This is a genomic window from Sphingorhabdus sp., from assembly GCF_046596595.1.
In the GTDB taxonomy this organism is placed as follows: Bacteria; Pseudomonadota; Alphaproteobacteria; order Sphingomonadales; family Sphingomonadaceae; genus Sphingorhabdus_B.
Genome location: NZ_JBKJMB010000050.1, coordinates 1 through 26,236 on the forward strand (window position 1 = coordinate 1; position 26,236 = coordinate 26,236).

The 26,236-nt window shown below is 56.1% G+C and carries 30 protein-coding genes; 19 read left to right on the forward strand and 11 right to left on the reverse strand.

The window, feature by feature from the left end; translation table 11 throughout:
* The 14 genes from ACLL9E_RS04440 to ACLL9E_RS04505 form a co-directional block, all read left to right on the forward strand.
* On the forward strand, positions 1-334 hold a 334-nt coding region (locus ACLL9E_RS04440), incomplete at its 5' end, for a F0F1 ATP synthase subunit A (RefSeq protein ID WP_411290536.1).
* Positions 335-376: 42 nt separating this feature from the next.
* Complete coding sequence (locus ACLL9E_RS04445; protein WP_123153826.1) at positions 377-604, forward strand: F0F1 ATP synthase subunit C; 228 nt, start codon at positions 377-379, stop codon at positions 602-604.
* Positions 605-662: 58 nt separating this feature from the next.
* Positions 663-1,157 (forward strand): ATPase, encoded by a 495-nt coding sequence (locus ACLL9E_RS04450; RefSeq protein WP_411290537.1) that lies wholly within the window; start codon positions 663-665, stop codon positions 1,155-1,157.
* On the forward strand, positions 1,150-1,818 hold the full coding sequence (locus ACLL9E_RS04455) for a hypothetical protein (protein ID WP_411290538.1): 669 nt from the start codon (positions 1,150-1,152) through the stop codon (positions 1,816-1,818). Before ACLL9E_RS04450 ends, ACLL9E_RS04455 begins: the two co-directional genes overlap by 8 nt.
* A 222-nt stretch (positions 1,819-2,040) precedes the next feature.
* Positions 2,041-3,981, forward strand: a complete 1,941-nt coding sequence (gene uvrC, locus ACLL9E_RS04460; protein ID WP_411290539.1) for an excinuclease ABC subunit UvrC — start codon at positions 2,041-2,043, stop codon at positions 3,979-3,981.
* A gap of 102 nt (positions 3,982-4,083) precedes the next feature.
* Complete coding sequence (locus tag ACLL9E_RS04465) at positions 4,084-4,599, forward strand: CBS domain-containing protein (protein WP_411290540.1); 516 nt, start codon at positions 4,084-4,086, stop codon at positions 4,597-4,599.
* 36 nt (positions 4,600-4,635) lie between these two features.
* On the forward strand, positions 4,636-5,529 hold the full coding sequence (locus ACLL9E_RS04470) for an alpha/beta fold hydrolase (RefSeq protein WP_411290541.1): 894 nt from the start codon (positions 4,636-4,638) through the stop codon (positions 5,527-5,529).
* 61 nt (positions 5,530-5,590) lie between these two features.
* Positions 5,591-5,902 (forward strand): hypothetical protein, encoded by a 312-nt coding sequence (locus tag ACLL9E_RS04475; RefSeq protein ID WP_411290542.1) that lies wholly within the window; start codon positions 5,591-5,593, stop codon positions 5,900-5,902.
* A gap of 37 nt (positions 5,903-5,939) precedes the next feature.
* Positions 5,940-6,530, forward strand: coding sequence for a DNA repair protein RecO (gene recO, locus ACLL9E_RS04480; protein WP_411290543.1), 591 nt, complete (start codon positions 5,940-5,942; stop codon positions 6,528-6,530).
* Between the two features lie 133 nt (positions 6,531-6,663).
* A complete protein-coding gene (leuB, locus tag ACLL9E_RS04485; RefSeq protein WP_411290544.1) occupies positions 6,664-7,707 on the forward strand; it encodes a 3-isopropylmalate dehydrogenase in 1,044 nt (347 codons plus the stop codon).
* A 213-nt stretch (positions 7,708-7,920) separates the two neighbouring features.
* Positions 7,921-9,129, forward strand: coding sequence for a trans-sulfuration enzyme family protein (locus ACLL9E_RS04490; protein WP_411290545.1), 1,209 nt, complete (start codon positions 7,921-7,923; stop codon positions 9,127-9,129).
* A 5-nt stretch (positions 9,130-9,134) separates the two neighbouring features.
* A complete protein-coding gene (gene apaG / locus ACLL9E_RS04495) occupies positions 9,135-9,536 on the forward strand; it encodes a Co2+/Mg2+ efflux protein ApaG (protein ID WP_411290604.1) in 402 nt (133 codons plus the stop codon).
* A 10-nt stretch (positions 9,537-9,546) separates the two neighbouring features.
* Positions 9,547-10,338 carry a LysR family transcriptional regulator gene (locus tag ACLL9E_RS04500; protein ID WP_411290546.1) on the forward strand — a complete coding sequence of 264 codons (792 nt, stop codon included), beginning with the start codon at positions 9,547-9,549 and terminating at the stop codon, positions 10,336-10,338.
* A gap of 317 nt (positions 10,339-10,655) precedes the next feature.
* Positions 10,656-11,399, forward strand: coding sequence for a PEP-CTERM sorting domain-containing protein (locus ACLL9E_RS04505; protein WP_411290547.1), 744 nt, complete (start codon positions 10,656-10,658; stop codon positions 11,397-11,399).
* A gap of 158 nt (positions 11,400-11,557) precedes the next feature.
* On the opposite strand, the gene parE is transcribed toward ACLL9E_RS04505, so the two are convergent.
* On the reverse strand, positions 11,558-13,546 hold the full coding sequence (gene parE / locus ACLL9E_RS04510; RefSeq protein WP_411290548.1) for a DNA topoisomerase IV subunit B: 1,989 nt from the start codon (positions 13,544-13,546) through the stop codon (positions 11,558-11,560).
* An 84-nt stretch (positions 13,547-13,630) separates the two neighbouring features.
* Positions 13,631-14,311: a GcrA family cell cycle regulator gene (locus ACLL9E_RS04515; RefSeq protein WP_411290549.1), complete on the reverse strand. Its 681-nt coding sequence runs from the start codon at positions 14,309-14,311 to the stop codon at positions 13,631-13,633.
* Positions 14,312-14,402: 91 nt separating this feature from the next.
* Between ACLL9E_RS04515 and ACLL9E_RS04520 the strand changes: the two genes are divergently transcribed.
* A complete protein-coding gene (locus ACLL9E_RS04520) occupies positions 14,403-15,260 on the forward strand; it encodes an ABC transporter permease (protein ID WP_411290550.1) in 858 nt (285 codons plus the stop codon).
* 61 nt (positions 15,261-15,321) lie between these two features.
* A complete protein-coding gene (locus tag ACLL9E_RS04525; protein WP_411290551.1) occupies positions 15,322-15,585 on the forward strand; it encodes a hypothetical protein in 264 nt (87 codons plus the stop codon).
* Here ACLL9E_RS04525 and ACLL9E_RS04530 read toward each other — a convergent pair.
* On the reverse strand, positions 15,530-15,949 hold the full coding sequence (locus ACLL9E_RS04530) for a DUF2147 domain-containing protein (RefSeq protein ID WP_411290552.1): 420 nt from the start codon (positions 15,947-15,949) through the stop codon (positions 15,530-15,532). The two genes, ACLL9E_RS04525 and ACLL9E_RS04530, sit on opposite strands and share 56 nt — an antisense overlap.
* Before the next feature lie 94 nt (positions 15,950-16,043).
* On the opposite strand from ACLL9E_RS04530, the gene maiA reads away from it, so the two are divergent.
* Together maiA and ACLL9E_RS04540 are read left to right on the forward strand one after the other, a co-directional pair.
* Positions 16,044-16,676 carry a maleylacetoacetate isomerase gene (gene maiA / locus ACLL9E_RS04535; protein ID WP_411290553.1) on the forward strand — a complete coding sequence of 211 codons (633 nt, stop codon included), beginning with the start codon at positions 16,044-16,046 and terminating at the stop codon, positions 16,674-16,676.
* Between the two features lie 48 nt (positions 16,677-16,724).
* Positions 16,725-17,171, forward strand: coding sequence for a MarR family winged helix-turn-helix transcriptional regulator (locus tag ACLL9E_RS04540; RefSeq protein WP_411290554.1), 447 nt, complete (start codon positions 16,725-16,727; stop codon positions 17,169-17,171).
* A 16-nt stretch (positions 17,172-17,187) separates the two neighbouring features.
* Here the strand turns inward: ACLL9E_RS04540 and ACLL9E_RS04545 are convergent, their stop codons facing one another.
* Complete coding sequence (locus tag ACLL9E_RS04545; RefSeq protein ID WP_411290555.1) at positions 17,188-18,003, reverse strand: C13 family peptidase; 816 nt, start codon at positions 18,001-18,003, stop codon at positions 17,188-17,190.
* Between the two features lie 212 nt (positions 18,004-18,215).
* Between ACLL9E_RS04545 and ACLL9E_RS04550 the strand changes: the two genes are divergently transcribed.
* On the forward strand, positions 18,216-19,223 hold the full coding sequence (locus ACLL9E_RS04550; RefSeq protein WP_411290556.1) for a fumarylacetoacetate hydrolase family protein: 1,008 nt from the start codon (positions 18,216-18,218) through the stop codon (positions 19,221-19,223).
* Positions 19,224-19,258: 35 nt separating this feature from the next.
* Here the strand turns inward: ACLL9E_RS04550 and ACLL9E_RS04555 are convergent, their stop codons facing one another.
* From ACLL9E_RS04555 to ACLL9E_RS04585, 7 genes are read right to left on the reverse strand one after another with little or no spacing between them, the layout of a single operon-like run.
* The gene (locus ACLL9E_RS04555) at positions 19,259-20,257 is read right to left on the reverse strand and encodes a type II secretion system F family protein (RefSeq protein WP_411290557.1); all 999 of its coding nucleotides are present in this window, start codon (positions 20,255-20,257) and stop codon (positions 19,259-19,261) included.
* Between the two features lie 21 nt (positions 20,258-20,278).
* The gene (locus ACLL9E_RS04560; protein ID WP_411290558.1) at positions 20,279-21,241 is read right to left on the reverse strand and encodes a type II secretion system F family protein; all 963 of its coding nucleotides are present in this window, start codon (positions 21,239-21,241) and stop codon (positions 20,279-20,281) included.
* Positions 21,242-21,282: 41 nt separating this feature from the next.
* Complete coding sequence (locus tag ACLL9E_RS04565) at positions 21,283-22,545, reverse strand: CpaE family protein (protein WP_411290559.1); 1,263 nt, start codon at positions 22,543-22,545, stop codon at positions 21,283-21,285.
* Positions 22,545-23,135, reverse strand: coding sequence for a CpaD family pilus assembly protein (locus tag ACLL9E_RS04570; protein WP_411290560.1), 591 nt, complete (start codon positions 23,133-23,135; stop codon positions 22,545-22,547). Before ACLL9E_RS04570 ends, ACLL9E_RS04565 begins: the two co-directional genes overlap by 1 nt.
* A 23-nt stretch (positions 23,136-23,158) precedes the next feature.
* On the reverse strand, positions 23,159-24,688 hold the full coding sequence (locus ACLL9E_RS04575; RefSeq protein WP_411290561.1) for a type II and III secretion system protein family protein: 1,530 nt from the start codon (positions 24,686-24,688) through the stop codon (positions 23,159-23,161).
* A gap of 4 nt (positions 24,689-24,692) precedes the next feature.
* On the reverse strand, positions 24,693-25,712 hold the full coding sequence (gene cpaB / locus ACLL9E_RS04580; RefSeq protein ID WP_411290562.1) for a Flp pilus assembly protein CpaB: 1,020 nt from the start codon (positions 25,710-25,712) through the stop codon (positions 24,693-24,695).
* A gap of 44 nt (positions 25,713-25,756) precedes the next feature.
* A complete protein-coding gene (locus tag ACLL9E_RS04585) occupies positions 25,757-26,230 on the reverse strand; it encodes a prepilin peptidase (protein WP_411290563.1) in 474 nt (157 codons plus the stop codon).
* Positions 26,231-26,236 lie beyond the last annotated feature (6 nt).

A 26,236-nucleotide genomic window follows, 5' to 3' on the forward strand; every position in this document is an offset into this window, starting at 1 on the left:
CTTCAGCCTGTTTGTGCCGCATGGCACGCCATGGTGGCTGTTGTGGCTCATTCCGTTGATCGAGCTATTCTCCTTCCTCATCCGCCCCTTCAGCCTCGCACTGCGTCTGTTCGTCGCGATGACCGCAGGACATGTGTTGATGAAGGTGCTTGCAGGTTTCGTCATCAACGGCCTGAACGCAGACGCTGCGTGGGTGCCGCTGGTGGTCAGCATTCCCTCTTTCATCCTGATGATTGGCATCACGCTTCTTGAACTGCTGGTATGTGCCATCCAGGCTTATGTTTTTGCACTTTTGACATCGTTGTACATCAACGACGCGGTCAATTTACACTAAGTTTTTGATTACCCATATTTATTTTTGACAGGAGTTATTATCATGGACGCAGAAGCAGCAAAATTGATCGGTGCCGGTCTTGCAGCAATTGGTGCCGGCCTCGCCGCTGGCGGTGTTGGTAACGTTTTCGGATCGTTCCTTCAGGGCGCTCTGCGCAATCCTGCAGCAGCCGACGGTCAGCAGGGTCGTTTGTTCATCGGCTTCGCAGCTGCCGAACTTCTCGGTCTGCTTGCGTTCGTCGTTGCGATGATCCTGATCTTCGTTGCCTAATTGACGGTTTGGTCCCGGCAACCGCCGGGACATTACCTCAACAGGACGAGCGAGTAACATGCCACAAATTGCCCAGATTATTGAAACCTACGCATCGCAGTTCTTTTGGCTGCTCATTGTCTTTGGCCTGATCTATTTCACGATCGGTCAGGGCATGCTGCCAAAAATTGAAGCCAATATGGAAGCACGCGATCGCAAGATTGCGGATGACCTTGCGGCCGCTGAACGGGCGCGCGCCGAGGCCGATAATCTGGGCGATAGCGGTGCAGCGGAACTGGCATCTGCGCGGGCTGTAGCTCAGGCAAAGGCGAGTGAAGCAAAAGCACAGGGTGCCAAGGACGCTGATGCCCGACTGGCAAAAGCGGACGCGGAAATCGGCGTTAAGCTGGCAGCAGCAGAGGCCGATTTGGCGCAGGCAACTGCCAAGGCAATGGCGGGTATCGAAACGGTAGCTGCAGAAGCTGCTGCAGATATCGTTGCTAAAGTTTCCGGTGCGAAAGTCACCGCGGCTCAGGCCGCCTCAGCAGTGAAGGGTGTAATGTCCCATGGCTAATCCTACTGCGACTGCAAACGCTTCGGTTTCGACGGCGTCGCCTGCTGAAGCCACTTCAACTGCTTCGCCAGCAGCCAAAGTGCAAGAGGCCGAAAAAGCCTTGGACTTGTTAGAAGATGACGCTGTTCCAACGACGCATTCGGGTACGGAAGCGGGGCATGGCGGCGAAGCGGTGGTGCCATCGGCATTGGGATTTGACGCCACGATGCTGGTTGCTCTGGCGATGCTGGTTGTCATTCTTCTGGCGCTTTGGAAGAAAGTGCCAGCGATGGTCGCAGGCGCGCTTGACGGACAAATTGCCGGGATCAAGCAACAACTTGATCAGGCAACAGCCTTGCGTGCCGATGCCGAGAATATCAAACTGGAATATGAAGCCAAGGCAAAACAGGCCGAGGTTGATGCCGAAGCTATGAAGGCTGCGGCGGAAGAAGAGGCGAAGCTGATTGTCGCGCGCGCCAAGACCGATGCAACCGCATTGATTGCACGCCGTGCCCAGGCAGCAGAAGATAAAATTGCAGCTGCAGAACGTGCCGCGATTGCCGATGTCCGTAAAACTGCGGCAGTTGCTGCGGCAACGGCCGCCGCGCAGTTGATTGCCGTTCATCATGACGCCAACGCAGATGCTGCGCTCATAGACCAGTCGATTGCGTCGCTGAACTAAGCTTCGCCGCACAACTCCCTCATTCCCGCGAAGGCGGGGAACGAAGTGACCAGAGGTCAATCCAATTCCTTTGCTTGTCTGACGCGTCCAACGGTTTTGTTTGAGCATTATACGGCTGGAGATGGATCCCCGCCTGCGCGGGGATGACGGTCCTTATAGTTCTGCGCTTTTCGCGGGAATGACATTGAGTATGCTGATGGCTCCGCCTACATGGCAAGAAATATGTCCAAAGCCGACCGTCCAGACCAGCCAAACGCCGCTTCCCGCTTTAGCGAGGAAAAAGCGACGTACGCTGTGCGCGGGGCGGATACACCCGACCTCGACACCGGCATAGCAGCCATACGCAACGTCCTAAAGACATTGCCGCACAAGCCGGGCGTGTACCGCATGCACGATGCGCGCGGCGACGTCCTTTATGTCGGAAAGGCGCGGGCGTTGAAGAACCGCGTCGGTAATTATGTCCAGATTGACCGGATGCCCAACAGGTTACGCCGAATGGTCGCGCTGACTAGGTCGATGACTATCGTCACGACGAACAGCGAGGCGGAGGCGCTATTGCTTGAGGCGCAGCTGATCAAACGATACCGCCCCGCATATAACGTGCTGTTGCGCGACGACAAAAGCTTCCCGTTCATCTTGTTGCGTTCAGACCACAAATTCCCGCGCATTCAAAAACATCGCGGCGCGCGGCGGCATAAGGGCCAATATTACGGGCCTTTCGCCAGCGCTGGTTCAGTCAACCAGACGCTGAACGCGCTGCAAAAATTGTTCTTGTTGCGCAGCTGCTCGGACAGTTTTTTCAACAACCGCGATCGGCCCTGTTTGCTGTATCAAATCAAGCGCTGTTCTGCGCCATGCGTCGGGCGGATTGATGATACGTCATATGAAGGCCTTGTGGCCGACGCAAAATCCTTTCTCGATGGCAAATCCTCCGCTGTGCAGGCGAAGCTTGCGAAAGAGATGGAATTGGCCGCCGACGCGCTCGATTTTGAGCGCGCTGCCATGGTGCGCGACCGTTTGAAGGCACTCACCTTTATTCAAGGCTCGCAAGCAATTAACGCCCAAGGCGTGGGCGATGCCGATATCTTCGCCCTGGCGCACCGCAACGGCGTCATGGGTATCCAGGCGTTTTTCATCCGCGGCGGGCAAAATTGGGGTCATCGCTCGTTCTTTCCTGCACATGTTTCGGAAATGGGCGAGGACGAGGTGTTCACCAGCTTCCTTGCCCAATTCTACGAAGACGTGCCGCCTGCCAAATGCATCTTTCTCGACCGCGAGCTGACCGAGGCGGATTTGCTGTCGCAGGCGCTGTCCGAACGGGCCGAACGGAAAATTGAAATCAGCGTGCCTCAACGCGGCGACCGGGTGCGGCTTGTCAAACAGGCTACGCGCAATGCCGAAGAGGCGCTTGACCGCAAGCTGGCGGAAAGCACGACGCAGGGCAAATTGCTGCAGGAGGTTGCGGAGCTGTTCGAACTGCCCGAACCGCCCCGCCGTATTGAGGTATATGATAACAGCCACATTCAGGGCACCAACGCGCTTGGCGCGATGATCGTCGCCGGGCCTGAGGGTTTCATCAAAGGCCAGTACCGCAAGTTCAACATCAAAAATCCCGATACCGCACCCGGTGACGACTTTGCCATGATGCGCGAAGTAATGGCGCGGCGCTTTGGGCGGCTGATGGCAGATGATGCAGAGAGTGAACGCAACGAAAACTGGCCCGACCTTGTTCTGATTGACGGTGGCAAAGGGCAAATGAGTTCAGTCATGCAAGTCGTGCGCGAATTGGGCGTTGAGGACGTCGCCTTTATCGGCGTGTCCAAAGGTCCCGACCGTCATGCAGGGCGCGAGACTTTCCACTTCCCCGACGGCCGCGAATTCACGCTTCCGGTGAACGCGCCCGTCATGTTCTACCTGCAACGGCTGCGCGATGAGGCGCACCGCTTTGCTATCGGCGCGCACCGCGCGAAACGCAGCAAGGCCATCACCGTCAGCCCGCTTGATGAAGTCCCCGGCATTGGTCCGTCGCGTAAAAAGGCATTGTTGATGCATTTCGGCACCGCCCGCGCGGTGCGCAACGCCAGTCTTGAGGATTTGCAAAAGACGCCGGGGGTTTCGGCGGCGGTGGCGCAAACGGTATATGATTACTATCACGCCTCATAAATATACCATTGCCATGCCCAAACGCATGATATTTGACCTTGTGATACGGTAATATCGCGTTCATCTAAGCTGTAGGGATATGTCTCCCCGGAAGCACCCCCAATGCAAATCAAGGATCGACCCGAATATACCCGTAAAGCATCTGTGATGACTTTTACGCCAGACGAAACCGTTTTGACTGCCGTTCAGGCGATGAGTGAAAAAAACTACGGCGCAGCAGTGGTGATATCGCCGGATCGCAAGCCAATTGGCATCGTAACGGAACGCGATTTTATGCGGCGATTGCTTAGCAAGGGCCTAGACCCGAATACCACGCCGGTAAGCGCAATCATGACATCGGACCTGAAGCTGGCGAAGGGCGATGACAATTTGGTGGATTGGCTGCGACAGATGTCAAACGACCGTTTCCGCCACTTGCCAGTTGTCGATGACGATGGCACCCTTATTGGAATCATGAGCCAGGGAGATTTTGTCAGCTATACCTGGCCTGAATTGATCGACCGGGTGAAGGATAAGGCGCGTGCGACTTTCGGAGTTAACCCCTCCATCTTTTTCGGTTTGGCGGTTTTCGTGGTAATTGCGCTGACTGGAATATTCGCTCTGCTGCTGACAAAATAGGGCCGCGCAACTTGTTTTTATTATGTGGGGGAATGCATGCCGAATATTAAGGCAAATGGCATCGACATTTATTACGAGGAATCGGGGCCAGCCGATGCCCCGGTAATCCTGCTTGTGATGGGGCTCGGGACGCAAATGATTGCTTGGCCCGAGGACTTGATTCAAGGGCTGGTGGCGCAGGGCTATCGCGTAATCCATTACGACAATCGCGATGTAGGCCTGTCACAACGCATGGACGGGGCAGCAGCCCCAAATCTCGTCTGGGCAATGGTCAAAGCGCGCTTTGGCCTCCCCATACAGCCAGCCTATACGCTGACGGACATGACCAAGGACGGCATATCGTTGCTCGACGCGTTGGGCATTGAAAAGGCGCATGTCGTCGGCGCATCGATGGGCGGTATGATCGTGCAATTGATGGCTGTGCATTATCCCGAGCGTATATTGACGATGACTTCGATCATGTCGTCGAGCGGCAGGCCCGGCCTTCCCGGCCCGCGCGCCGACATAAGAAAGCGGTTGATGGCGCCGCGTCCCGCCAACCCGACGCGCGAAGAGGCCGTACGGTTGGGCGCCGAATCCATTGAGGCAATTTCTTATGCCGACATGAAACGGCCGCATGACGCATTTGTCGACATGGCCGCGCGCGCCTTTGACCGTGGGTATTACCCCATCGGCATGAAGCGGCAGTTGCTGGCGATCATCGCCGATGGCAGCCGGGTTGACCGGTTAAAGACAGTCAAGGTGCCAACCTTATTAGTGCATGGCGGCGCTGACCCGTTGGTTCCCAAGGAGGGGAGCGAGGACATAGCGCGGCTTGTTCCAGGAGCGCGGCTGGAAATTATCGAAGAAATGGGGCATGACCTGCCGCCGTCACAGGTGGCGCGCATGGTCGATTTGATCGCCAAACACGCAAAGGTTCTCGTGCATTAAAAAATGCTGCACTGCACAATTTTGAGTTGCACGCTGTGGAGGGTTCTATAAACATCGGGTCATGACGACTAACCAGCTCTTGCTTGAGGCCATTGCGCTCAAAAAATGCGTTACTGCTGTCTATAATGGAGTGGCGATGAAGCTCGCGCCGCATGTGCTTTATTCCAAGAACAACGCATTGTTTATCGATGCGGTGACGCTCGAAAAGCACGGCGAGCCGCCGCGTGAAAAGAAATTGGGCGCGTTCCATTTGCTTGGGCTGAACGATCTCAAACTGACCGACGAACTTTTTGAAATTGACGCATTGTTTGAACCCGGCGCGGATAAATATGCAGATGCCACCTTGTTCATGGTCAGTATGGACGCAGGATAAAACTTCCCCTCAGCCCGCAGTGTTGGCATGAGGGTATATGGACATTTCAGCCTCAGCTATTATCTGTGCGGTCCGCAACCATGGCGAAACGGGCGCGATTGTGCGGGCATTTACCGCAGATTACGGTATGCTTGCTGGCTATGTCGCAGGCGCGCGCGGACGGCAGCTTCGCCCAGTCCTCATCCCCGGAAATGTTATCAAAGGCGAATGGCGCACGCGCATCGCGGGGCAGCTTGCGCGCCTGACGCCCGAGCCGCTGCAAAGCCGTGCGCATCTTTTGGGCGAGCCGCTGGCCATTGCGGCGATTGACTGGGTCACCGCGCTGACTGCGGCGACGCTGGCTGAAGGCGTGCCCTATCCGCGGGTGCACAGCGCGGTGGATGGTCTGCTCTCCGCCATCGAACTTGCGCCTGCCGCGCGCGTTTGGGCGGGTGCAGTCGCGCAATATGAGACCTTGTTGCTGGCTGAGCTTGGCTATGGTGAGGAATTTGACGCCGACAGCGCGCCCGTCGCGATGATGGCCCAGACTCGCCAACGGCTGGTCGCGCACGTCCTCGGCGACCGCCGCGCCGACGTCATGGCCGCGCGCGAACGCCTGGTGGAGCGGCTTAAAAGGGCAGTTGCATAAAGATGTTTGAGTTGGCAGGGATAGAAGCAACAATTCAGTATCGTTATGCTGAACTTGTTTCAGCATAACGAGCGATGGCGTGTTATCCCGAAACAAGTTCGGGATGACGAACTAATATTAGGCTCATTCAACGATGCTCATTGCCCTTCTACCCGGTGACGGAATTGGTCCCGAAGTCATCACGCAAGCGCGCCGCGTTTTGGATGCACTCCATATTGACGGGCTGGTCTTTGAAGAAGCGCTCGTCGGCGGCGCGGCTTACAAGGCAACTGGCCATCCCTTGCCCGCAGAAGCGCTGGCGCTCGCCAAGCGCGCCGATGCGATATTGTTCGGCGCGGTGGGCGATCCTGATTGCGATGCGTTGGAACGGCATTTGCGGCCCGAGCAGGCGATATTGGGACTGCGCAAGGAGCTGTCGCTTTTCGCCAATCTGCGGCCAGCGACCCTGTTTCCCGAACTTGCCGATGCCAGCGCGCTCCGGCCCGAGGTTGCGTCGCAGATCGATATGGTCATTGTCCGCGAACTGAATGGCGATGTGTATTTCGGCGAAAAGGGCATGCGCATGACCGCCAACGGCAAGCGTGAAGGCTATGACATCATGTCTTATGATGAGGATGAGGTGCGCCGCATCGCGCGCGTCGGTTTTGAAACCGCCATGGCGCGCGGCAAGAAGCTGTGTTCGGTCGACAAGGCCAATGTGTTGGAAACATCGCAGCTTTGGCGCGATGTCGTCATTGAAACCCACGCTGACTATCCCGAAGTTACGCTGATGCATATGTATGTCGACAATTGCGCGATGCAGCTGGTGCGCAACCCCGGCCAGTTTGACGTGATCGTCACGGGCAATCTGTTCGGTGACATCTTGTCGGATCAGGCAAGCATGTGCGTCGGCTCGATCGGCATGTTGCCCAGCGCATCGCTCGATAGCGACCAGAAGGGGTTGTACGAGCCCATCCATGGCAGCGCACCCGACATTGCGGGGCAGGGCAAGGCCAATCCGCTTGCAACGATACTGTCTGCCGCGATGATGCTGCGCTATTCGCTGAATTTGCCCGAATATGCCGACCGTATCGAGGCCGCCGTGGCTAAGGCGCTTGCGGCCGGCGCACGTTCGCCCGACCTTGGCGGTACGTGCACAACAGCCGAGATGGGCGACGCGGTGCTGGCGGCGTTGTAATGCCCGTGTTTTAAGGTCTCACTCGTCGTCATGCTGAACTTGTTTCAGCATCTATCGTGTCCAGCGTCCGGCAGTTTGAGGGGACAGACAGACCCTGAAACAAGTTCAGGATGACATTCTGTGCGAAACCTTCAGACTCATTAAGGGGCTACCGCCTTTTCCATTAGTATCTCCCCATTGACCTAAGCGCTCCACTCCCCGAAAAGCGAAAACATGAAGAAAACAACAGGCATGAATCGCGATATTACGAAGCATTGGCGTCCCGCCACGCAAGCCGTGCGTGGTGGCACATGGCGCAGCGAGCATGGCGAGACGTCGGAAGCGTTGTTTCTATCGTCGGGCTTTACCTACGACGACGCTGAAACCGTCGCGGCGCGCTTTGCTGGCGAGCAGGACGGCATGACCTATTCGCGGCTGCAGAACCCCACCGTGCAAATGCTCGAAGAGCGCATTGCCCTGATGGAGGGCGCAGAGGCTTGCCGCGCTCAAGCGACGGGAATGGCGGCCATGACGACGGCTTTGCTGTGCCAGTTGGAACAGGGCGACCATGTCGTTGCCGCGCGCGCAGCATTTGGCTCGTGCCGCTGGCTGACCGATAATCTGCTGCCCAAATGGGGTATCACCACGACGACGATCGACAGCCGCGACAATGATGCATGGAAAGCGGCGATTCAGCCGAACACCAAGGTTTTCTTCTTTGAAACGCCGGCAAACCCCACAATGGACATTGTCGACATGGCCTATGTCTGCGGTCTGGCCAAGGAACATGGGATTACCACCGTGGTCGACAATGCCTTTGCCACCAGCGTGCTGCAGCGACCCATGGATTTTGGCGCAGATGTTGTTGCCTACAGTGCGACCAAGTTGATGGACGGGCAGGGACGGGTGTTGGCTGGCGCGGTCTGTGGTTCGCAAAAATGGATTGATGAGGTGCTGCTGCCGTTCCAGCGGAACACTGGTCCCAATCTGTCGCCTTTTAACGCGTGGGTGGTGCACAAGGGGCTAGAGACGTTGGAACTGCGCGCGATGCGGCAATCGGAAAATGCGCTGGCGGTGGGCAAATTTCTGGAGGGCCGCGTACCGCATATCATGCACCCCGGGCTTGCCAGCCACCCGCAACACAATCTCGCCATGCACCAGATGAAGGCCTGCGGCCCCATTTTCGCTTTTGCAGTCGATGGTGGCCGCAAGCAGGCACATGCTCTGCTCAATGCGCTTCAGCTCATCGACATCTCGAACAATATCGGCGATGCGCGCAGCTTGATGTGCCATCCCGCGTCATCGACCCATCATGGCATGGGGCCCGAAGCGCGCGAAGCAATGGGTGTCGGCGAAGGCCTCATCCGCATCAATGTCGGGTTGGAAGACCCTGCCGATCTGATCGAGGACCTCGATCAAGCATTAAAGGTAGCTGGCTTGTGAGCAATATCCTCGAATCCTTTTTTGCCGTCAGCACCACCACCGACGGTGTTACCGTTCGCGTTTCGCCGAACTTCTTGAACGAACAATCGGCGCCAGCACAGGGTCGCTGGTTCTGGTCGTACCATATCCGCATCGAGAATACGGGCGATGAGCCCGTCCAATTGATGACCCGGCACTGGCGGATTACCGATGGCCGCGGCACGGTCAATCATGTCGACGGCGATGGCGTGGTTGGTGAACAACCGCTACTTCGTCCCGGCGAAAGCCACGATTATGTTTCGGGTTGTCCTTTGCCCACGCCAAGCGGTGTCATGGAGGGGCATTATCGCTTTATTCGCGAAGATGGCACAACGTTTCTGGCGGAAATTCCGCGTTTTACGCTGGTGGCCCCGGCTACCGCGCGATGAATATTCCGCAATGAAACGGACGCATCTGCCTCTCAATGGACTGCGCGTGTTGGATGCGTCTGCGCGTCATTTAAGTTTTACCAAGGCGGCAGACGAGCTTGCCGTAACACCCGCAGCGGTCGGGCAACAAATCCGCGCTCTCGAGGATATGTTGGGCGTCGTACTTTTCCGCCGCACACCCAAGGGGCTTGAGCTTACAGATGAGGCTGCAAATGGTCTTGATGCCTTGCGTGCGGGTTTTCTTCAGTTCGAAGAATCGGTGCGCGCGATGCAGGCGGGGCAATCATCCAATTCGCTGACGATTGCTGCACCGCGCGATTTTACCGCAAAATGGCTGGCGGCACGACTTGCGGTTTTCAGCAAGGCGAATCCAGATACGCGTTTCACTTTGGTAGCGGCAGACGAAAATGTTGATTTTACCGAAGCCAATCTGGACCTCGCCATCCGCCTGACAACTGGCCCCGGCGAACATGAAGGCGTCAGGCTTGCCGACGGTGCTTTTGTGACCGTCGCCGCAGCCGAAGGCGGCGCGGAAACGCCGATTATCTGGCCCAATTGCCCGCCGACCGATGGAGTGGCGGCGCTTCGGCTTGCCGACGCTGGCCTAGCCATTGATGCGGCAGCGATTGGATTGGGCAGGGCGGCTGTTCCCATGCTGCTTGCCGAAGCCGACATCGCCAGCGGCAAAGTGCGGGCGGTCGACAACGCCAAACAGAGCGCGGAAGCCTATTGGCTCCTCGCGCCTTTGCCCCAATGGCGACAAAAGAAGGTAAAAGCGTTGGTCGAGGCTCTGACGCGTTGATTGCACCCGCGCTATTTAATGTTTTGTCTGACAAAGACGTGATGCGCTTCTGGTCAAGTTGCCACTTCATTCAAAGCTCTTGAGTGCGCGCCTAAACGAAATAGGTAATGCTAGCTCAACAACTTAAACGCACCAGGCTTTTTAACTATCGGACCTTGGTCCCGAACATAAGCTAGAAGGCAAGTATGTAAATCTGTCCCATTTTGAGAATACCGTCATGGTAAACTATATTGACGTAATCTCGGGTCTTTTATTAATACTTGAACATACACAAATCGCGCGACGGCGCATTGCTATGGTTAAAAGGGGTAAGGGAAATGAAAACGCGTATTTTGTTGTTGGCAGCATTCGTCTCGTCGACTTTTAGCGGGGCCGCAAATGCGTCGCAGGTTATATGGCTTGATAGCGACCACTCATCTTATTATGGCGACCAACCCATTGGCGGATCGGTTACCTTTAAGACACCAAGCGCTGACGCTAAAGTAACTGCCTGGTCAATTGGTAGCGACAATAAAATATATCAAGCTCGCCTTGGTGTTTGGGAAAGCGGGATTGGCGTAAAAAACGGCAGCAACGACAACTCGCACACAATCGATAACAGCGGAAGCAGAGATTTTATTGTCATTCAATTTGACAAACTGGTGCAGTTGGCGAACGCAACTTTTAATACTGGCTGGCATGGTTTCAACGACACCGACGCAACTATCGGTTACCTGATTTCTGGCGCCCCTTTTTCGACGACTGTCAATTTAACTGGTGCAAATCAATCAACCCTATCAAGCTACAACTTATTTGAATCGGGAGGTAATGGTTACAGCGGAAATAGTGTACGCCCTATCAACCCCAATGGAAACGTGGGAAACACATGGTTAATTGGTGCGTCGTTCAACAATCCTGACGGATCCTATAAGTTAGATGGCTTCAAGTTGGAAAAGCTATCATTTTCAGTCGCCGCGGTGCCTGAACCTTCTACATGGATGTTCATGCTGCTTGGCATGACTGGTGTTGGTTACACGATGCGTCGCAAGGACAAGCAGACTTTGCGCGTTCGATATACTTAAAACCTGAAACCCATCTTAAACAAAGCCGTCGGTTGAAAGACCGGCGGTTTTTCTGTGTGTCTGCTTTCCGATATCAAGCAGTCTTTGGAAGCCTAAAAGTGTGAGTTGAAGGTTATGTTTTCGTTTCGCCGTTTTTTAATTGTGTTCAAAACAGGTTCTTAAGCATCAATCGTGTCGCTATCCAATTGCGCAGCGTTTTCCTGAATGAAATTAAACCGGTGTTCGGGGTTTTTGCCCATGAGCCTGTCGACAAGGTCATTCACCACAGCGCGGCGTTCATATTCATGTGGCAGGGTAATACGGATGAGCGAACGGGTCGCCGGGTCCATCGTCGTTTCTTTCAACTGGTTCGGGTTCATTTCACCCAAGCCCTTGAACCGTCCAACATCGACTTTCTTGCCCTTGAACACCGTAGCTTCCAATTCCGCCCTATGGGCGTCGTCGGCGGCGTAGACGCTCTGGCTGCCATGCGTCAGCCGATACAGCGGCGGCCGCGCCAGAAAGAGATGTCCGGCTTTCACAATCTCCGTCATTTCCTGAAAAAAGAATGTCATCAGTAACGTCGCAATATGCGCGCCATCAACGTCCGCATCGGTCATGATGATGATGCGTTCATAACGCAAGTTGTCGGGGTTGCAGTCCTTGCGCGTCCCACAACCCAGCGCAAGTTGAAGGTCGGCGATTTCATTGTTGGCGCGAATTTTGTCGGCGGTGGCGGATGCGACGTTCAGGATCTTGCCGCGGATCGGCAATATCGCCTGAGTCTTGCGGTTACGCGCTTGCTTTGCGCTGCCGCCTGCGCTGTCGCCTTCGACAATGAACAATTCGGTGCCGGTGGGATCATCGGAAGCACAATCGGTCAGCTTGCCGGGCAGGCGTACCTTGCGGCCGGATGTCGCAGTCTTGCGCTTCACTTCGCGCTCTGCCTTGCGGCGAAGCCGGTCGTCGACCTTTTCCAGAATGAAGCCCATCAACGCCTTGCCGCGCTCCATATTGTCGGCAAGATAATGGTCGAAATGGTCGCGCACGGCGTTTTCGACGAGCCGCGTTGCCTCGGGCGAGGTCAGCCGGTCCTTGGTCTGGCTTTGGAACTGCGGATTGCGGATGAACACCGACAGCATCAATTCGGCTTCGTTGAAGATATCCTCCGCCGAAATTTGCGCGGCTTTCTTCTGGCCGATTAACTCGCCAAACGCCCGCAATCCCTTAGTGAGCGCGGCGCGTACGCCTGCCTCGTGCGTGCCTCCGTCTGGCGTGGGGATCGTGTTACAATACCAGCTATAGGCCCCATCGGAATATAATGGCCACGATACCGCCCATTCAACCCGGCCTTGAGCATCGGGAAAATCCTGCGTCCCTGCAAAGAAGTCCGTCGTGGCGCAGGCACGTGTACCGAGCTGTTCGCGCAAATGGTCCGAAAGTCCGCCGGGGAATTGGAAAACGGCTTCGGCGGGCACATCTTCGCTGGCAAGCTCCGCATCGCAGCGCCAGCGAATTTCGACGCCAGCAAATAAATAGGCCTTTGACCGCGCCAGACGAAACAGTCGGGCAGGCTTGAACTTGGCGTCCGGCCCGAATATTTCAGGATCAGGCGTGAACGCGATTGTCGTACCGCGCCGGTTCTGGGTCGTGCCCAACTCCTCCAGTTTGCCGACCGGATGCCCTTGGGAAAAGCGCTGCCGGTACAACTGCTTGTTGCGCGCGACCTCGACCAAAGTATCGACCGAGAGCGCGTTGACCACCGATACGCCCACACCATGCAAGCCGCCCGATGTCGCATAAGCCTTGTCAGTAAACTTGCCGCCCGAATGGAGCGTGGTCAGGATGACCTCAAGCGCGGACTTGTCCGGGAATTTGGGGTGCGGATCGACGGGGATACCGCGGCCATTGTCAGTGATGGTCAACCGGTTGTCTACGCCGAGATAAACCTCGATCCGGCTGGCATGCCCTGCCACAGCCTCGTCCATCGAGTTGTCGAGCACTTCGGATGCCAGATGATGCAACGCACGTTCGTCGATGCCGCCGATATACATTCCGGGGCGACGGCGGACGGGCTCAAGCCCCTCCAACACCTCAATCGCAGAGGCGGTATAATCATTGGATGCGGCCGTTGCAGCCGCGCTCCCGCCAAACAGGTCATCGGTCATGCCAATGCTATAGGCGCGGGAGAGTCACCCGTGCAAGCACGCGCACGCAGCTTTCACAATCGTCTGTGGATATTTTTGTCCGGCCTAACGGACGCGTGGACCACCGAAGGGCATTGGCGGCGGAGGACGGCGCACGCCGCGCGGAAGCTGCGCCTGATAGGCGCGGCCGCAATGCTCGACGCAATACGGGAAGCCGGGGTTCACAGGCACGCCGCAGAAATGGAAATCGGCCTCACCGGGGTGGCCCAATGGCCAGCGGCAGATGCGTTCGTTCAATTCCAGCAGCGACGTTTTATCTGCCATTTCCGGGCTTGGCTTGGCCGGCACAAGGCGGCGGGGCGGTGCTGGCGGAATGGGGGCCTGCTGATCGCCGGGGCCCTGACGCATGAAACCGCCAGGTCCAATTGATACGATACGCGGCATGCTCGACACTCGCGGTGCGGGCGCTTCAACATCGCCATCGGCATCGTCAGCGCGCGTTGGCGCGGCTGGTTCCGCAACAGGCGCAGAGGCGCGCGGGCGAAGCGGAGCCGCGGCAACAGGTACCTTGGCGGGTGCTGCCGCTACCGGCTTTTTGGGCGCAGCTTTTTTATCGGCATCATTGGCTTTCACAGGGGAGGGGCGCGATTTCAGGCCCAAACGATGCGCCTTGCCGATGACGGCATTACGGCTCACGCCGCCAAGCTCGTCGGCAATCTGGCTCGCTGTCAGGCCTTTTTCCCAAAGCGCCTTTAATTGATCAATCCGCTGGTCGGTCCAGGACATAAATGCGTTCCCAAGTTGAAGTTCTGTATACCGCTCAAGCGGCGCATTTGCGCCTTGCGGTTATCGCTGCAAGCCGATAGTCGATTGCGCGATGACTATCCACCATAAAAGCGCTCTAGGTCCAGATAGGGACGCAAACCCCGTTGTTCAACTGCCTGACGGCGAACGTCATATCCGCAACGTGAACTGGATCGGGCTTCAGACCTTGTATATGAAGGAGGTCCGCCGTTTCTTTAAGGTACAATTGCAAACCGTATGGGCGCCAGCCATCACGACATTGCTGTACCTGATCATATTCACCGTTGCACTGGGCACAGTAAAGCCAACCGTTCTTGGCGTGCCTTTCGCAGACTTCATTGCGCCCGGCCTCATCATCATGGGGATGATGCAAAACGCGTTTGCCAACTCCAGCTTCTCTTTATTGGTAGGAAAGATTCAAGGCACGATCGTTGACTATTTGATGCCGCCCTTGTCCAACGCAGAGGTATTAGCCGCGCTCACCGCGGCATCGGTGACCCGCGCGTTTCTGGTTGGCGCTACCATTTGGCTCGCCATGGCGCTTTGGCCCAACGTCAACGTGACCCCTGAACATGTCTGGGCGGTATTGTGGTTTGGACTGATGGGGTCGGTGATGCTGGCGTTAATCGGCGTGCTTACCTCCATCTGGGCGGAGAAATTCGACCATGCCGCTGCGGTCAGCAACTTCATCGTCGCACCCGCAGCTTTGTTGTCCGGCACCTTTTATTCGGTCGACAAATTGTCCCCCACCTTTCAGGCGATTAGCCACGCAAACCCGTTTTTCTACGCAATTTCCGGGTTCCGTTACGGTTTCATCGGCAGTGCGGATAGCCCGGTTGTCTTTGGTGCATTGATGTTGCTTGGCCTGAACATCGCGCTGGCGCTGATTTGCTATTTTCTGCTCCGTTCTGGATGGAAATTGCGGGCATAGCCTGCGCTTTCGCATAAACAGCATCCTGCACATGCCGTTATAGTCCCTGAGGGGATTGGCGATGACAATTACGGCACACGCAAAACTGCAGTTCCGCAGCCAGCAACTTCAAACCGTGCTTTTGAACGGAACCAGTGTGCAGATTATCGCTGCACGCGAACTGTTTCGGCTGTCACTGGTGGAACTGCATGAACTGGGATATTGGCGTGAACATCCCGATCAGTTCAAAGCCCAGATGCGGCTTTACCGCGCCTGTGCCGAAATGCGCTTTACCCGGCCGGCGTCCATGTCTGCGCTTGACAAAAAGGCCCGATGCATCCCTTGACCACAAGGTTGCCGGATTTGCCTTTGTACACGATTGAACGATAGGTTTTGCCAGACTTTGGATCATAAATCTGGCCCTTATATTCATTTCCGTCGGCTTTGAATCCGGTCAAAATGTTCATGCCCAAGATGGTCCGGCCGCGCAGAGCCTTATTCGGATTGTTGACGTCTTTCGCGCCCTGTCCAGCCGGAGAGTTGACGAAAAACTTCGCAATCCTTCCGCAGATCGCAGTTCCGCACTGGTAGATTTCGACCACGCCATCCTTGCTTTGCGTAAGCCAGCGGCCCGATATCGGCGCAGCGGCCTGCGCTGGCACTGCCGTAATCAAACATGCGGCGATCATCCATTTTTTCACGTGATCCATGCGTGGTCCCTTATATTGTACAATGACATAACGCGCGCAACAGCATGCTGCAATGCTTTTGCCTTTTGCGCGTCCCATGCTAATTGCTTCGGTTATGACTGACATTATCCTTTTCGACTATTGGCGTTCCTCGGCGAGCTACCGCGTGCGTATTGTTCTCAACCTGAAGAACGTGCCTTATACGCGCATGCCAACCAGCCTGTTGGAGAATGAACAAAAGGCAGCAGCCTATGTCGCACGCAATCCGCAGGGTTTTGTACCCATGCTGTCGATTGATGGCCATGACCTGACACAAAGCCTTGCCATCATCGATTATCTGGATGCCAATTATCCCGACCCGGCGATGGTTTCCTCCGCTCCGGTGGAGCGTGCCAAGACATTAGCGCAAGCGCTGATAATTGCCGCCGATATCCACCCGGTCAATAATCTGCGCGTGCTGCGATATCTGAAAGACGAAATGGGCCAGTCGCAGGAGGCCGTCGACACATGGTATCGGCACTGGATCCTCGAAGGCTTTCATGCGTTGGAGGCCATGGCACCCGATGACGGCTTGTTCGGCGGCGATTTGCCCAACCTTGCCGATGTTTGTCTCGTCCCGCAAATGGCCAATGCGCGCAGGGTGGACACGCCGCTGGACAGATTTCCCAAATTGTCACGGATTGATGCCGCTCTTACGGCACTGCCAGCCTTTATCGCTGCGCATCCCGACCAAGTGAAACCGGATTAATGTTGGCGCAGGATGTTTCCGCATCCGTGGTTACCGGACGCTAAGCGCATGCGGCAGAAAAAACTGACGCTAAGTGCATTTTTGCCGTATCAATTATCGATCACGTCGAATGCAGTCAGCGACCTGATTGCACGCGCCTATCGCGGCAAGTTTGCGCTCAAGGTTCCCGAGTGGCGAGTCATGGCGTTGTTGGGTGAAGCGGAGGTCGCAACGCAGCGGCAGCTTGTTGCGGCAACCGCAATGGACAAGGTAACCGTCAACCGCGCGTGCAAGGCGCTTGAAGAACGCGCGCTGGTCAGCCGCGTGCCCAATACGAAAGACGGCCGGTCACACCATCTCGCGCTGACCGCCGCAGGGCGCGACCTATATGAGCAAATCGTGCCCGAAGCGATCCAGTTGGAAGCGGAACTTGAGAAAATATTGGGCAGCGGCGAGGCAAAAATGCTTGAACATATGCTGGCGCAGTTACGAGCGCGTGTGGCGGAACTCGGTTAAGACAGGCGTGCTGCGATCAATCGCTGGAAATTGATGGGCGCCCGACCTTTGGCGATGGGGTTTTTGGCATTTTTTGCTCAAGCACATCAAGCCAAATTCGTGCGTTGTCGCCGATGAAGACCTGTGGTCGTGATGGCGTCAATTTCAACATGCCTTCCCAAGACGAAATCAGCTGCGCCGCTTCGGCCACCGCGGCATCAAATTTTTGCGGCTTGCGTAAGGCATTGTTGACCAGTGCATCGCCGAAAAACGTCCAGTCATTGCCCGGCGCACAACCAAAGGATGTGCGCTGCGATGATGCCGCCGTCACGATGACCGTTTGATCATTGGTGAGCAGCGGAATGAATATCCCTGAATAACAGGCTGACAGCACGACCATCCGGCGTTTAATACCGGCATCATCAAGCAAAGCAGACAGCCGTTGCGGCGCGATCATACCAGCCCCGTCCATCTTGTCCCGGTATGCAAGGCCCGACACGGGGTCGCCATGGGTTGTTGCATATAATATCAGGACATCTTCCTGCGCATCCATCTTGCTTGCGACTGCGGCTATGGCTGTTGCAAGGTTGGAGGGCGACCCTTGCGGTGGGCCTGTCGCTTGGTCGTCTGCGCCTGCCGACATGTAAAGGGTCTTGCCCGTTGCTCCATAGCGTCGTGCAAGCACCTTCGCCGCTTCGGCCGATTCCCGCGCGAATACCGAGTCGGAATCTAGGCCAATCGAAATGACATACGCGTCCACAACGCCCGGCTTTTGTGGTTGAAGCGCCGCAATCGCGCTCGCCATTTTCTTATGCTGCGACAAATACCAACTTGCCGAACGGTTCTGTTCCATGGACCAGCCATTTCTGGCAGCTTCTACGGTATTGAACATATCTGGCTGACTGAAGGCGGAGCCAGTCACACAAAGCGAAAGCGCCAGCACAGCTGTCTGTGCAAACCTTGTTTTTGCCGTCCTCAGTCCCATCGCATGACGTCTAAACGCAGAGCAGCGGTTGCCGCAACTGCAATATCGTTGCATGAAGGACAAAAGCTGGAGATCCTCATATGAAACTTGCATCGTTGAAGTCGGGCCGTGATGGGCACCTTGTTGTCGTTTCCGGCAATCTTGCCTGGTATGCCGATGCCGCGCACATCGTTTCGACGATGCAGGCAGCGTTGGATGATTGGGCAGAATATGCTCCCCGGCTGGAGGCACTGGCGACCGATCTGGAGCATGCGGTCATCCCGCGCGAGCGTTTCCATGAACATGACGCCGCTGCGCCATTGCCGCGCGCATATCAGTGGGCGGACGGTTCGGCCTATGTCAATCACGTCGAACTGGTCCGCAAAGCACGCGGCGCGGTACTTCCCGATAGCTTCTGGCATGATCCTTTGATGTATCAGGGCGGATCGGACGAGTTTATGGGCGCGCGCGACGATATAACTCTGGCCGACGAGGCATGGGGCTGCGACCTTGAGGCAGAGATTGTTGTGGTAACAGGAGATGTGCCTCGTGGAACGTCCGCGGCAGACGCGCTGTCTTATGTGCGGCTGGTCGGGCTGGTGAACGATGTATCGCTGCGCAACCTGATCCCCGCCGAGCTTGAAAAGGGCTTTGGCTTTGTCCAGTCCAAACCCGCCAGCGCGTTGTCGCCGGTATTTGTCACACCCGAAAGCCTTGGGGGTTACTGGCAGGGCGGCAAGCTGCACCGGACCTTGAATGTTGATCTCAACGGCGCGCCTTTTGGCCGCGCGGTTGCTTCCGACGATTGCACTTTCGATTTTGGAACATTGATCGCCCATCTTGCCAAGACGCGGAACATCGGGGCAGGGTCAATCATCGGCTCCGGCACGGTATCGAACCGTGATGCAGATGGTGGGCCGGGCAAACCCGTCGCCGATGGCGGCCTTGGCTATAGCTGCCTTGCCGAAGTACGTATGGTCGAAAAAATTCAGACCGGCGACATGGCGACATCATTTCTAAAGGATGGTGATGTCGTGCGGATTGAGGTGCAGGACGACGCAGGCCACAGCATCTTTGGCGCTATTGAACAGAAAGTGTGCACCGGCTGAAGGAACTGCCCGAAGGCAGTCCCTTCATAATGGCTTTATTGCTGTTTCGAGAACGCGTCAGAGATCGAACAGGCCGCCGGTCCAAGAATAACAATGAACAAAGTCGGCAGAATGAAAAGGATGAGCGGAACAGTCATAATGGCTGGCAAGCGCGCCGCCTTCTCCTCTGCGCGCATCATCCGGTCGTTACGGAATTCGGCCGACAGTACGCGCAGCGCCGATGCAAGCGGCGTTCCGTATTTTTCGGTCTGGATCATGGTGGTCACCACGCCGCGCACCGAGTCAAGATTGACGCGGTAAGCGAGATTTTCAAACGCGGTACGGCGCTCGGTTAAAAATCCAAGCTCAATTGCGGTAAGGGTGAATTCATCGCCCAACTCGGGATAGCCCCGGCCAAGTTCCTTTGCGACGCGGTTGAACGCCGTATCAACCGTGAGACCCGCCTCGGCACAAATCACAAGCAAATCAAGCGCGTCAGGAAGTCCCTTGCGAATGGCCGCCGTGCGTTTCGTGACCAAGTTGGTCAGGTAGATGTCCGCTGCCTTATAGCTCAAGATCGTGGCGGCCGAAAACGCCATCAATTTTTTGAACGCGCCCCATTCGGGTGTGCCATTCAGACCATAGATGTAAAGGCCAACGCCTCCACCGATGATGATGGGGAGCACCATGCGGCAGAAAATCACAGTTACGGCGAGTTCTTTGCGCCGGATGCCTGCCTGTGCCAGCCTTTGCTGCACGGCCTTGACCTGATCGTCCTGCAACACCTGAAGCTTGGACAAAAGCTGCCGCATCTTGTCTGTGGTTTCGGTTTTCCGAACCAGCTGCGCACGCTTTTTGGACGTGGTCGCCGTAATACCGGCCTTTAACTGTTCACGCCGTTCGTTCAGCGCCTTGACCCGCTTCATCATCGGGTCGCGCACCGTCACCGCAGAATAGATCGCTATCATCACCGCCATGCAGGCTACTGCAGAAAGCAGCGTCGCAACCCACAAAACGTCGATGCCCATAAGTTGAGGTCCACCAGCATTGGTCATGTTCGTTATTCCACCCCCAACTTAAATTTCGAAACTGACCATTTTGGCCATGATGAACACGCCAAGTCCCATCCACACTGCGCCACCAAGCCCGGCGATGATCAGCCGCGGCTCGTAGAAAAAGCCCGCAAGATATTCCTGGTTGACCATCCACACCATGCCGAACACGAAGAATGGCAACGACCCGACGATATATGCCGAAGCCTTGGATTCGGAGGACATTGCGCGGATTTTCAGTTTCATCTGCGCGCGTTTGCGCAGCACGTCGGCAAGGTTCGCCAATGTTTCAGCCAGGTTGCCGCCGGTTTCTCTCTGGATCGCCAATGTAATCACAAAAAACTGGAATTCAGCAGTACCCAACCGGTCCGCAGTTTCCTGAAGCGAGTCTTCCATGCTCTTGCCGATTTTAATTTTCTCGGTGACCATTTTGAATTCTTCGCCAACTGGCCCCGGTACTTCGCGTGCCACCACGCCGAGCGTTTCGCCGACCGGAAGACCCGATTTTAATCCGCGCACCAGCAGCTCGATTGCGTCAGGGAAACTCGAGGTGAACTTCTTAATTCGTCGCGCGATGAAGAAATTGACGACCATGTGCGGCAGGCCTGCACCAAGCAGCAGCCCTGCAAACAACGCCAGGAATAAGGGTGCACCCTTTAGCGCCAATAATGCGAGCACAACGGAGGCAACCCCGCCCGAAGCGTAAAGATATTGTGATAGCGTCCATTTCTTGCCGGTCTGGGCAAGCCGCAAGCGCAGTTTGTCAGTGCGGCTGATTTGGCGGCCGTCGGTAAATATCACCGGACGCCGCGAGGCCACAGCTTTGCGCATTTGTTGTTCGACGCGTGCGTCTGCACTGTCTGAATGGCGCATTTTTATGGCACCCAGGCGCCTGACCGTGGACTTGCTGGTATTGGGGCCAGCAAATGCAATAGCCAGCAACACAAAAAACAGGATTACTCCGGCGCCGATAATCAAAAACTGCATGGTCGTTCGCTCTGCTGTTATGCCCTAAGGCGCTTGCCGCTTTACTTCTTTTTCAACATGGTTTTGAAACCCGCAAAAACCGCGTTCTTGGGCTTGCCTTTGGCGGTTGCCGCGGCGGTCTCGGGAAGTTCTGCAAGGCTGCCGGAAATCATTTCCGCCAGCGCAATAATTCCCGATGAAAGCTTGCTGCTACGCACGGCCTCGACCACGGGTTGCCCCACTTTCGCGGCCTGCGCGACAGCCTTGATTTCGGCCGGAAGCATGATATCCAACTTGCGCTCAATAGTGCTTTCGAAATCCTTACGGGTAATTTCGACGACTGCACTTTGCACATTATTGGCCACCACAAGAACTTTGCATTGCGGCGCGTTCTGTTTCAGCCACGCGAGCACCCGAATGGTGTCGCGGGCCGCAGCAAGCGTCAATTCGGTCGTGACGACTGCGACGTTTACGTCATGCATCAAGTGCGGATAAGCAATGAGCATGCTGCGCGGCATGTCGATAACCGTGCTGTCGAACGCAGCGCGAAACTCTTCCTGTAGTTGATAAAAGGCCGAACCATCGGTCAGAACAGGACTGTTCATCGGCGCTTCTGCCGACAAAATGGAGAGTCGCTCATTGGCCTTAATCATCGCCCGTTCAATGAACAGGCCATCGATCCGGCTTGGGTTGTCAATGGCGTCGGTCAGGCCGCGGCCTGGCTCCAGATCCATCGCCAATGCAGCGGTACCAAAATGGACGTCAAGATCCAGAAGTCCGGTCTGATGACCCTGACCTTGCGAAAAGGTCCACGCCAGCGACGCAGCGATCGTCGATGCACCTGAGCCACCCCTGGTCCCAATCACGGCGGTCGACAAATGTTGCCGGTCTGCGTTTGTATCTTCATGCTTTGGGGCATTCAGCATCGTCTGCGCATTGGCAAAGGCATCGCGCAACGCGTCAGGGCTAAGCGGCTTGAGCAGATAGTCCTGCAAACCGGACATCAAAAGGTCACGGTATAGCCGGACGTCGTTAACCTGACCCACCGCAATCACGATGGTGCCGGGTTCACACACTTCGGCAAGACTGTTGATATCGCTTATCGGATCACCCGATTCAGACAGGTCAACGAGCAGAATTTGTGGACTGGTGGACACCGAGAGAGACTGGGTCGCATTGCGCAATCCGCCCTTATATGCTTTGTCCTGGCTCCAACCCATTTCGTCGCAAACGCCGCGGATGACTTCAAGTGTAAGGTCATCACACACATAAGCGTGGATTGGGTCACGTGTTCCGGCGACACCGGATTTCCAAGGCGCGTTCATCAATTGCCTCCCGTCTTAGTTTTATATGTCGTGACGGCTGCTTTTCCGCTGTTACGGTCAAGACGCCCGCTTTCGCGGCCACGGACCAAATCTTCGGGGTCGGCGACCATCGCTGCCAGGTTGGAGTTTGTCGCACATCCGTGGTTGCTGTGGTTGGCGGTATTGAAATTGCTGTCGCTCGTCGTGCTCCAATCGGGGCAGGATGGGACGGACGCTTGCGAACGTGTTACCACAACCCGAATGTTTCCGGATGCAATCGCACCGGGCGTTGTCGGCGCGGTATTTGTGATCAACATGCCGCGTTTCGCGGCTGCAGCAGCCACAAAATTCGCAGCTTCAGTGCTGGAATAGCCATCTCCATTGTCGATGGAAATCCGGTCACCATAACCAAGGCCAAGCGCGTCGAACCATTCGTTCAGGCGGTTTTGGTCCGCAGAAGCAATGCCGTTGCCGTCCGACGCGAGGTCGATGACATAATTTGTGCGTTCGACCACGGGCTGATGCACCGAATACATCGATGTGTTGGACGTCGTTGCCCCACAACCGGCCAATGTCAGGCTAGCGGCGATCAGGAATGTAGCTTTCATCATTTATCGTCTCCTGGATCTTGTGGTCAGTTATCGAAGCTGAAACCGGGGCCGCTGGTTGCGGCCGCAGATGCAGATGCGATTGCCGGGGCAGATGCGTCCAATTGGGGCGCTGCGGACAGTTTTAGTGTTGATTGGCTAACCGAACCAAGTTCGGGGCCATTGGACACCGATGGCGCGATGCTTGGCATCGGGCGCGTTTTGTCGCCCTTGTTCTCTGACATTTTGCCAAGGAAAACGCGTTCCAGGTCATTCGGTGAATGCAGACCGTCGGTTGGCAACACCAGCTGGCCTTCCGACACTGGCTTGACGAGATAGGGGGTGATGACAATCATCAACTCGGTCTCGTTGCGGCGCCAGCCATTGGATTTGAACAATGCACCCAAAATCGGAATGTCGCCTGCGCCCGGCATTTTCGAGACTGAGCTGCCCATCTGGTTGCTGAGTAAGCCCGCAATCATCATGCTTTGGCCTGACCCCAGTTCAACCGTTGTTTCGGCCATCCGGTTTGTGGTGGCAGGAACCTCGATCCCGTTAATACGGATCGCGCCTTGTGACGAAATATCCGACACTTCGGAACGTACGCGCAGCGATATGCGGCCATCTGCCAACACGACAGGCGTGTAGGTCAGGTTGACACCGTAATTCTTATATTCAACGCTGGTGCCGTTGTTGGATGATGTGACGACCGGGAATTGCCCACCTGCGAGAAATTCGGCGGTTTCGCCCGAAACAGTTGTGAGGTTCGGGTTGGCTAAGGTCGAAACAAGGCCCGCCTTTTCCGACATATCGAAAGCGGCGCCGATGTCGAGGCCGAACAAACGACCAAGCGCTGCAACTGTGCTTGTACCTGCCGGATACACCAGCTGGTTCGCATCGCTTATAAAGTCGCGACCTTGCGCAACGCCATAAGCATAAGGTCGGCCGTTGTTATCCAAACCGCTTTTAAACGTTTGCAGGTTGCCGCTGATTTCCTTCGACAGTGATCGGCTGACTTCGGCAATCCGCACTTGCAGGTTGATCTGCAGCGGGGTGGCGTTTTTCAAGCGGCTGACGACTTGCGTGCCGGGACCTGTAAAGGTCTTGACCAAAGCTTCTGCCTCGACAGCCTCTTCAGGCTGATCAACCGTACCTGTTAACAAAATAACGCCGTTCATCGTCGTGACCAGTATGTCGGAGTCCGGCATGGCAATCGCAAGCATCTGCGCGATAGAGTCCATGTTGTTCCCGACGCGCACTGTTGCCTCGTACACTGTGCGGCCTGCGGCGTCGGTGGCATAGACCGTCGTTTCGCCCGGACCCTTGCCCAAGATGTAAATCTGTCGGCCGGATTTGACTTCGACATCAGCGATCGTTGGATCAGCAACAACCACGTCGGTGATGTTTGATCCCAGATTGACCTGTTGACCACGTCCGATAGACAGAACAAGCAATTTTCCGTCTTTGGAGGACTGCGCGGCGGCGGTCGATGGCAGGGCCACCAGAGCCGAGGTGCACATGGCAGCAGTCAGCGCGACTGCGGCAAAGCCCGACTTTATTTTGGTAAAAGTTGCCATGTTGTTATCTCCGGCTGATATCGATTTCGGTCACAGCACCACCACGCGATACGCGGACAACTGGACCTTTCATGATTCTTGCGACTTGCTTTTCCGTACGCGCCTGTTCTGCCGCGACTGCGATTGGCATCTGGGCCGGCACGCTGCTACGTTGGAACCGCGAGACATCGCCGCCTGTGGCGTATGTGCTGCGTCCGGCGCTTGGGCGTTGGGTGACCTGACGCATGATCGCTTGTTCTTCTTCGGCGGTTGCGCCTTCGGGAATGTTGACCTCGCCCGATGCCATTGCCAGTTCGAGTTCAGCGGCATTATCTGTTAAAGCGCGCAGAGAGAGGCTGATGGTCCCGATTGATTGGGCAACAGTAATCTTTTCCGCAATGCGCGGTGTCGCTTCGATCGTGACGAGCTTATATTCTGTCACAACAGTGTTGCCCTTGTCATCAAGGGTCGGGGTAGCGCGCTGGTCGGTCGCAAGGACGCGCAGATTGCGCACGATGGTTTCCGATACCTTGAGCGGGGGGCCGTTGGTTGCGTTGACATTTTGTGTCAGGACGAGGTCGACGCGATCTCCGGGGAAGACAAATCCGGCAACACCAGTTAACGCCGATACCGGCACAGTGACGGCCCGCATGCCTGGGCCAAGCGCTGCAGCAAGGAATCCGCGATCGCCTGGTTTCACCAGCGAACCTTGAGTCAATGGCTGGCCTGCGGTAATTGCGTTACGGACGACTGTGCCCACAAGGCTATCGATCGACGCGCCTTCGTCACCTTCATTAAAATAGGCGGCCTGGACAAGTTCCTTGGGCCATGGCTGGTAACGCACACTGTCGGCGGTGATCAGCGTGCCCGGAGGCAAGGCGCGGGTTGCGACCAAAACCTTCGGTCCGGTCGGTACTGGCGCTGGCGCCGCTGCGGCCGCTGCTTGTGGTGCCGAAGCGCCGGTGAACATGCTGCGTGCCATAAACGCAGTGATCGCTGCGATTAAAAGCGCAGCCACCAGCAATACGACTTTTTTCCTATCCATGACGAATTGTCCCCTGAGTGGTGCCCTGATTGAAGAATGCTATTTCACGTAAAATGGTTAAAAATCCGTTCACCGGCTATCCACAGTCCTGCTAGGGATATGGCAACGCCATAGGGTATGCGCGAACGCCCATCGCGTTGTTTTAATTTGTGAATGATGACGAAAATGATGGTTACCAATGCCCCTAAAATAGACGCATATAAAATGAGTCGGATGACCTCAATCCAGTGAAACCAAAGCGCTAATGCCGCAAAAAGCTTCACATCTCCGCCGCCCATCGCGCCAAAATGGAACGCCAGCGCGAAAAAGGCGAAGGTGATCGCGGCGGTCAAAAGGTGGATGCCGATATCAGGTACATTGAACCCGCCCGTCGCATACCAGAATGCCGGCGCGCCCAGTGCAATGACGAGTGTTACCTTGTTGTAAATCAGACGATATCTGATGTCGGTATAAATCGAAAATAATAGCGCAATTGCCAAGCCGCCGAGCGTTGCGTATGCGAGAAAGTTACTGGTCATCTGCGC

Excerpts from the sequence above, each read along its gene's own strand:
- uvrC (WP_411290539.1), top strand. The coding sequence starts at position 2,041 with ATGTCCAAAGCCGACCGTCCAGACCAGCCAAACGCCGCTTCCCGCTTT.
- ACLL9E_RS04570 (WP_411290560.1), bottom strand. The coding sequence starts at position 23,135 with ATGATGAAAGCTACATTCCTGATCGCCGCTAGCCTGACATTGGCCGGT.
- maiA (WP_411290553.1), top strand. The coding sequence starts at position 16,044 with ATGACTGACATTATCCTTTTCGACTATTGGCGTTCCTCGGCGAGCTAC.
- ACLL9E_RS04515 (WP_411290549.1), bottom strand. The coding sequence starts at position 14,311 with ATGTCCTGGACCGACCAGCGGATTGATCAATTAAAGGCGCTTTGGGAA.
- parE (WP_411290548.1), bottom strand. The coding sequence starts at position 13,546 with ATGACCGATGACCTGTTTGGCGGGAGCGCGGCTGCAACGGCCGCATCC.
- ACLL9E_RS04560 (WP_411290558.1), bottom strand. The coding sequence starts at position 21,241 with ATGCAGTTTTTGATTATCGGCGCCGGAGTAATCCTGTTTTTTGTGTTG.
- ACLL9E_RS04465 (WP_411290540.1), top strand. The coding sequence starts at position 4,084 with ATGCAAATCAAGGATCGACCCGAATATACCCGTAAAGCATCTGTGATG.
- ACLL9E_RS04490 (WP_411290545.1), top strand. The coding sequence starts at position 7,921 with ATGAAGAAAACAACAGGCATGAATCGCGATATTACGAAGCATTGGCGT.
- ACLL9E_RS04530 (WP_411290552.1), bottom strand. The coding sequence starts at position 15,949 with ATGGATCACGTGAAAAAATGGATGATCGCCGCATGTTTGATTACGGCA.
- ACLL9E_RS04575 (WP_411290561.1), bottom strand. The coding sequence starts at position 24,688 with ATGGCAACTTTTACCAAAATAAAGTCGGGCTTTGCCGCAGTCGCGCTG.
- ACLL9E_RS04475 (WP_411290542.1), top strand. The coding sequence starts at position 5,591 with ATGACGACTAACCAGCTCTTGCTTGAGGCCATTGCGCTCAAAAAATGC.
- recO (WP_411290543.1), top strand. The coding sequence starts at position 5,940 with ATGGACATTTCAGCCTCAGCTATTATCTGTGCGGTCCGCAACCATGGC.
- ACLL9E_RS04585 (WP_411290563.1), bottom strand. The coding sequence starts at position 26,230 with ATGACCAGTAACTTTCTCGCATACGCAACGCTCGGCGGCTTGGCAATT.
- ACLL9E_RS04505 (WP_411290547.1), top strand. The coding sequence starts at position 10,656 with ATGAAAACGCGTATTTTGTTGTTGGCAGCATTCGTCTCGTCGACTTTT.
- ACLL9E_RS04565 (WP_411290559.1), bottom strand. The coding sequence starts at position 22,545 with ATGAACGCGCCTTGGAAATCCGGTGTCGCCGGAACACGTGACCCAATC.
- ACLL9E_RS04500 (WP_411290546.1), top strand. The coding sequence starts at position 9,547 with ATGAAACGGACGCATCTGCCTCTCAATGGACTGCGCGTGTTGGATGCG.
- ACLL9E_RS04445 (WP_123153826.1), top strand. The coding sequence starts at position 377 with ATGGACGCAGAAGCAGCAAAATTGATCGGTGCCGGTCTTGCAGCAATT.
- ACLL9E_RS04450 (WP_411290537.1), top strand. The coding sequence starts at position 663 with ATGCCACAAATTGCCCAGATTATTGAAACCTACGCATCGCAGTTCTTT.
- ACLL9E_RS04455 (WP_411290538.1), top strand. The coding sequence starts at position 1,150 with ATGGCTAATCCTACTGCGACTGCAAACGCTTCGGTTTCGACGGCGTCG.
- ACLL9E_RS04555 (WP_411290557.1), bottom strand. The coding sequence starts at position 20,257 with ATGACCAATGCTGGTGGACCTCAACTTATGGGCATCGACGTTTTGTGG.
- ACLL9E_RS04540 (WP_411290554.1), top strand. The coding sequence starts at position 16,725 with ATGCGGCAGAAAAAACTGACGCTAAGTGCATTTTTGCCGTATCAATTA.
- ACLL9E_RS04550 (WP_411290556.1), top strand. The coding sequence starts at position 18,216 with ATGAAACTTGCATCGTTGAAGTCGGGCCGTGATGGGCACCTTGTTGTC.
- ACLL9E_RS04470 (WP_411290541.1), top strand. The coding sequence starts at position 4,636 with ATGCCGAATATTAAGGCAAATGGCATCGACATTTATTACGAGGAATCG.
- ACLL9E_RS04525 (WP_411290551.1), top strand. The coding sequence starts at position 15,322 with ATGACAATTACGGCACACGCAAAACTGCAGTTCCGCAGCCAGCAACTT.
- leuB (WP_411290544.1), top strand. The coding sequence starts at position 6,664 with ATGCTCATTGCCCTTCTACCCGGTGACGGAATTGGTCCCGAAGTCATC.
- ACLL9E_RS04520 (WP_411290550.1), top strand. The coding sequence starts at position 14,403 with ATGACTATCCACCATAAAAGCGCTCTAGGTCCAGATAGGGACGCAAAC.
- cpaB (WP_411290562.1), bottom strand. The coding sequence starts at position 25,712 with ATGGATAGGAAAAAAGTCGTATTGCTGGTGGCTGCGCTTTTAATCGCA.
- ACLL9E_RS04545 (WP_411290555.1), bottom strand. The coding sequence starts at position 18,003 with ATGGAACAGAACCGTTCGGCAAGTTGGTATTTGTCGCAGCATAAGAAA.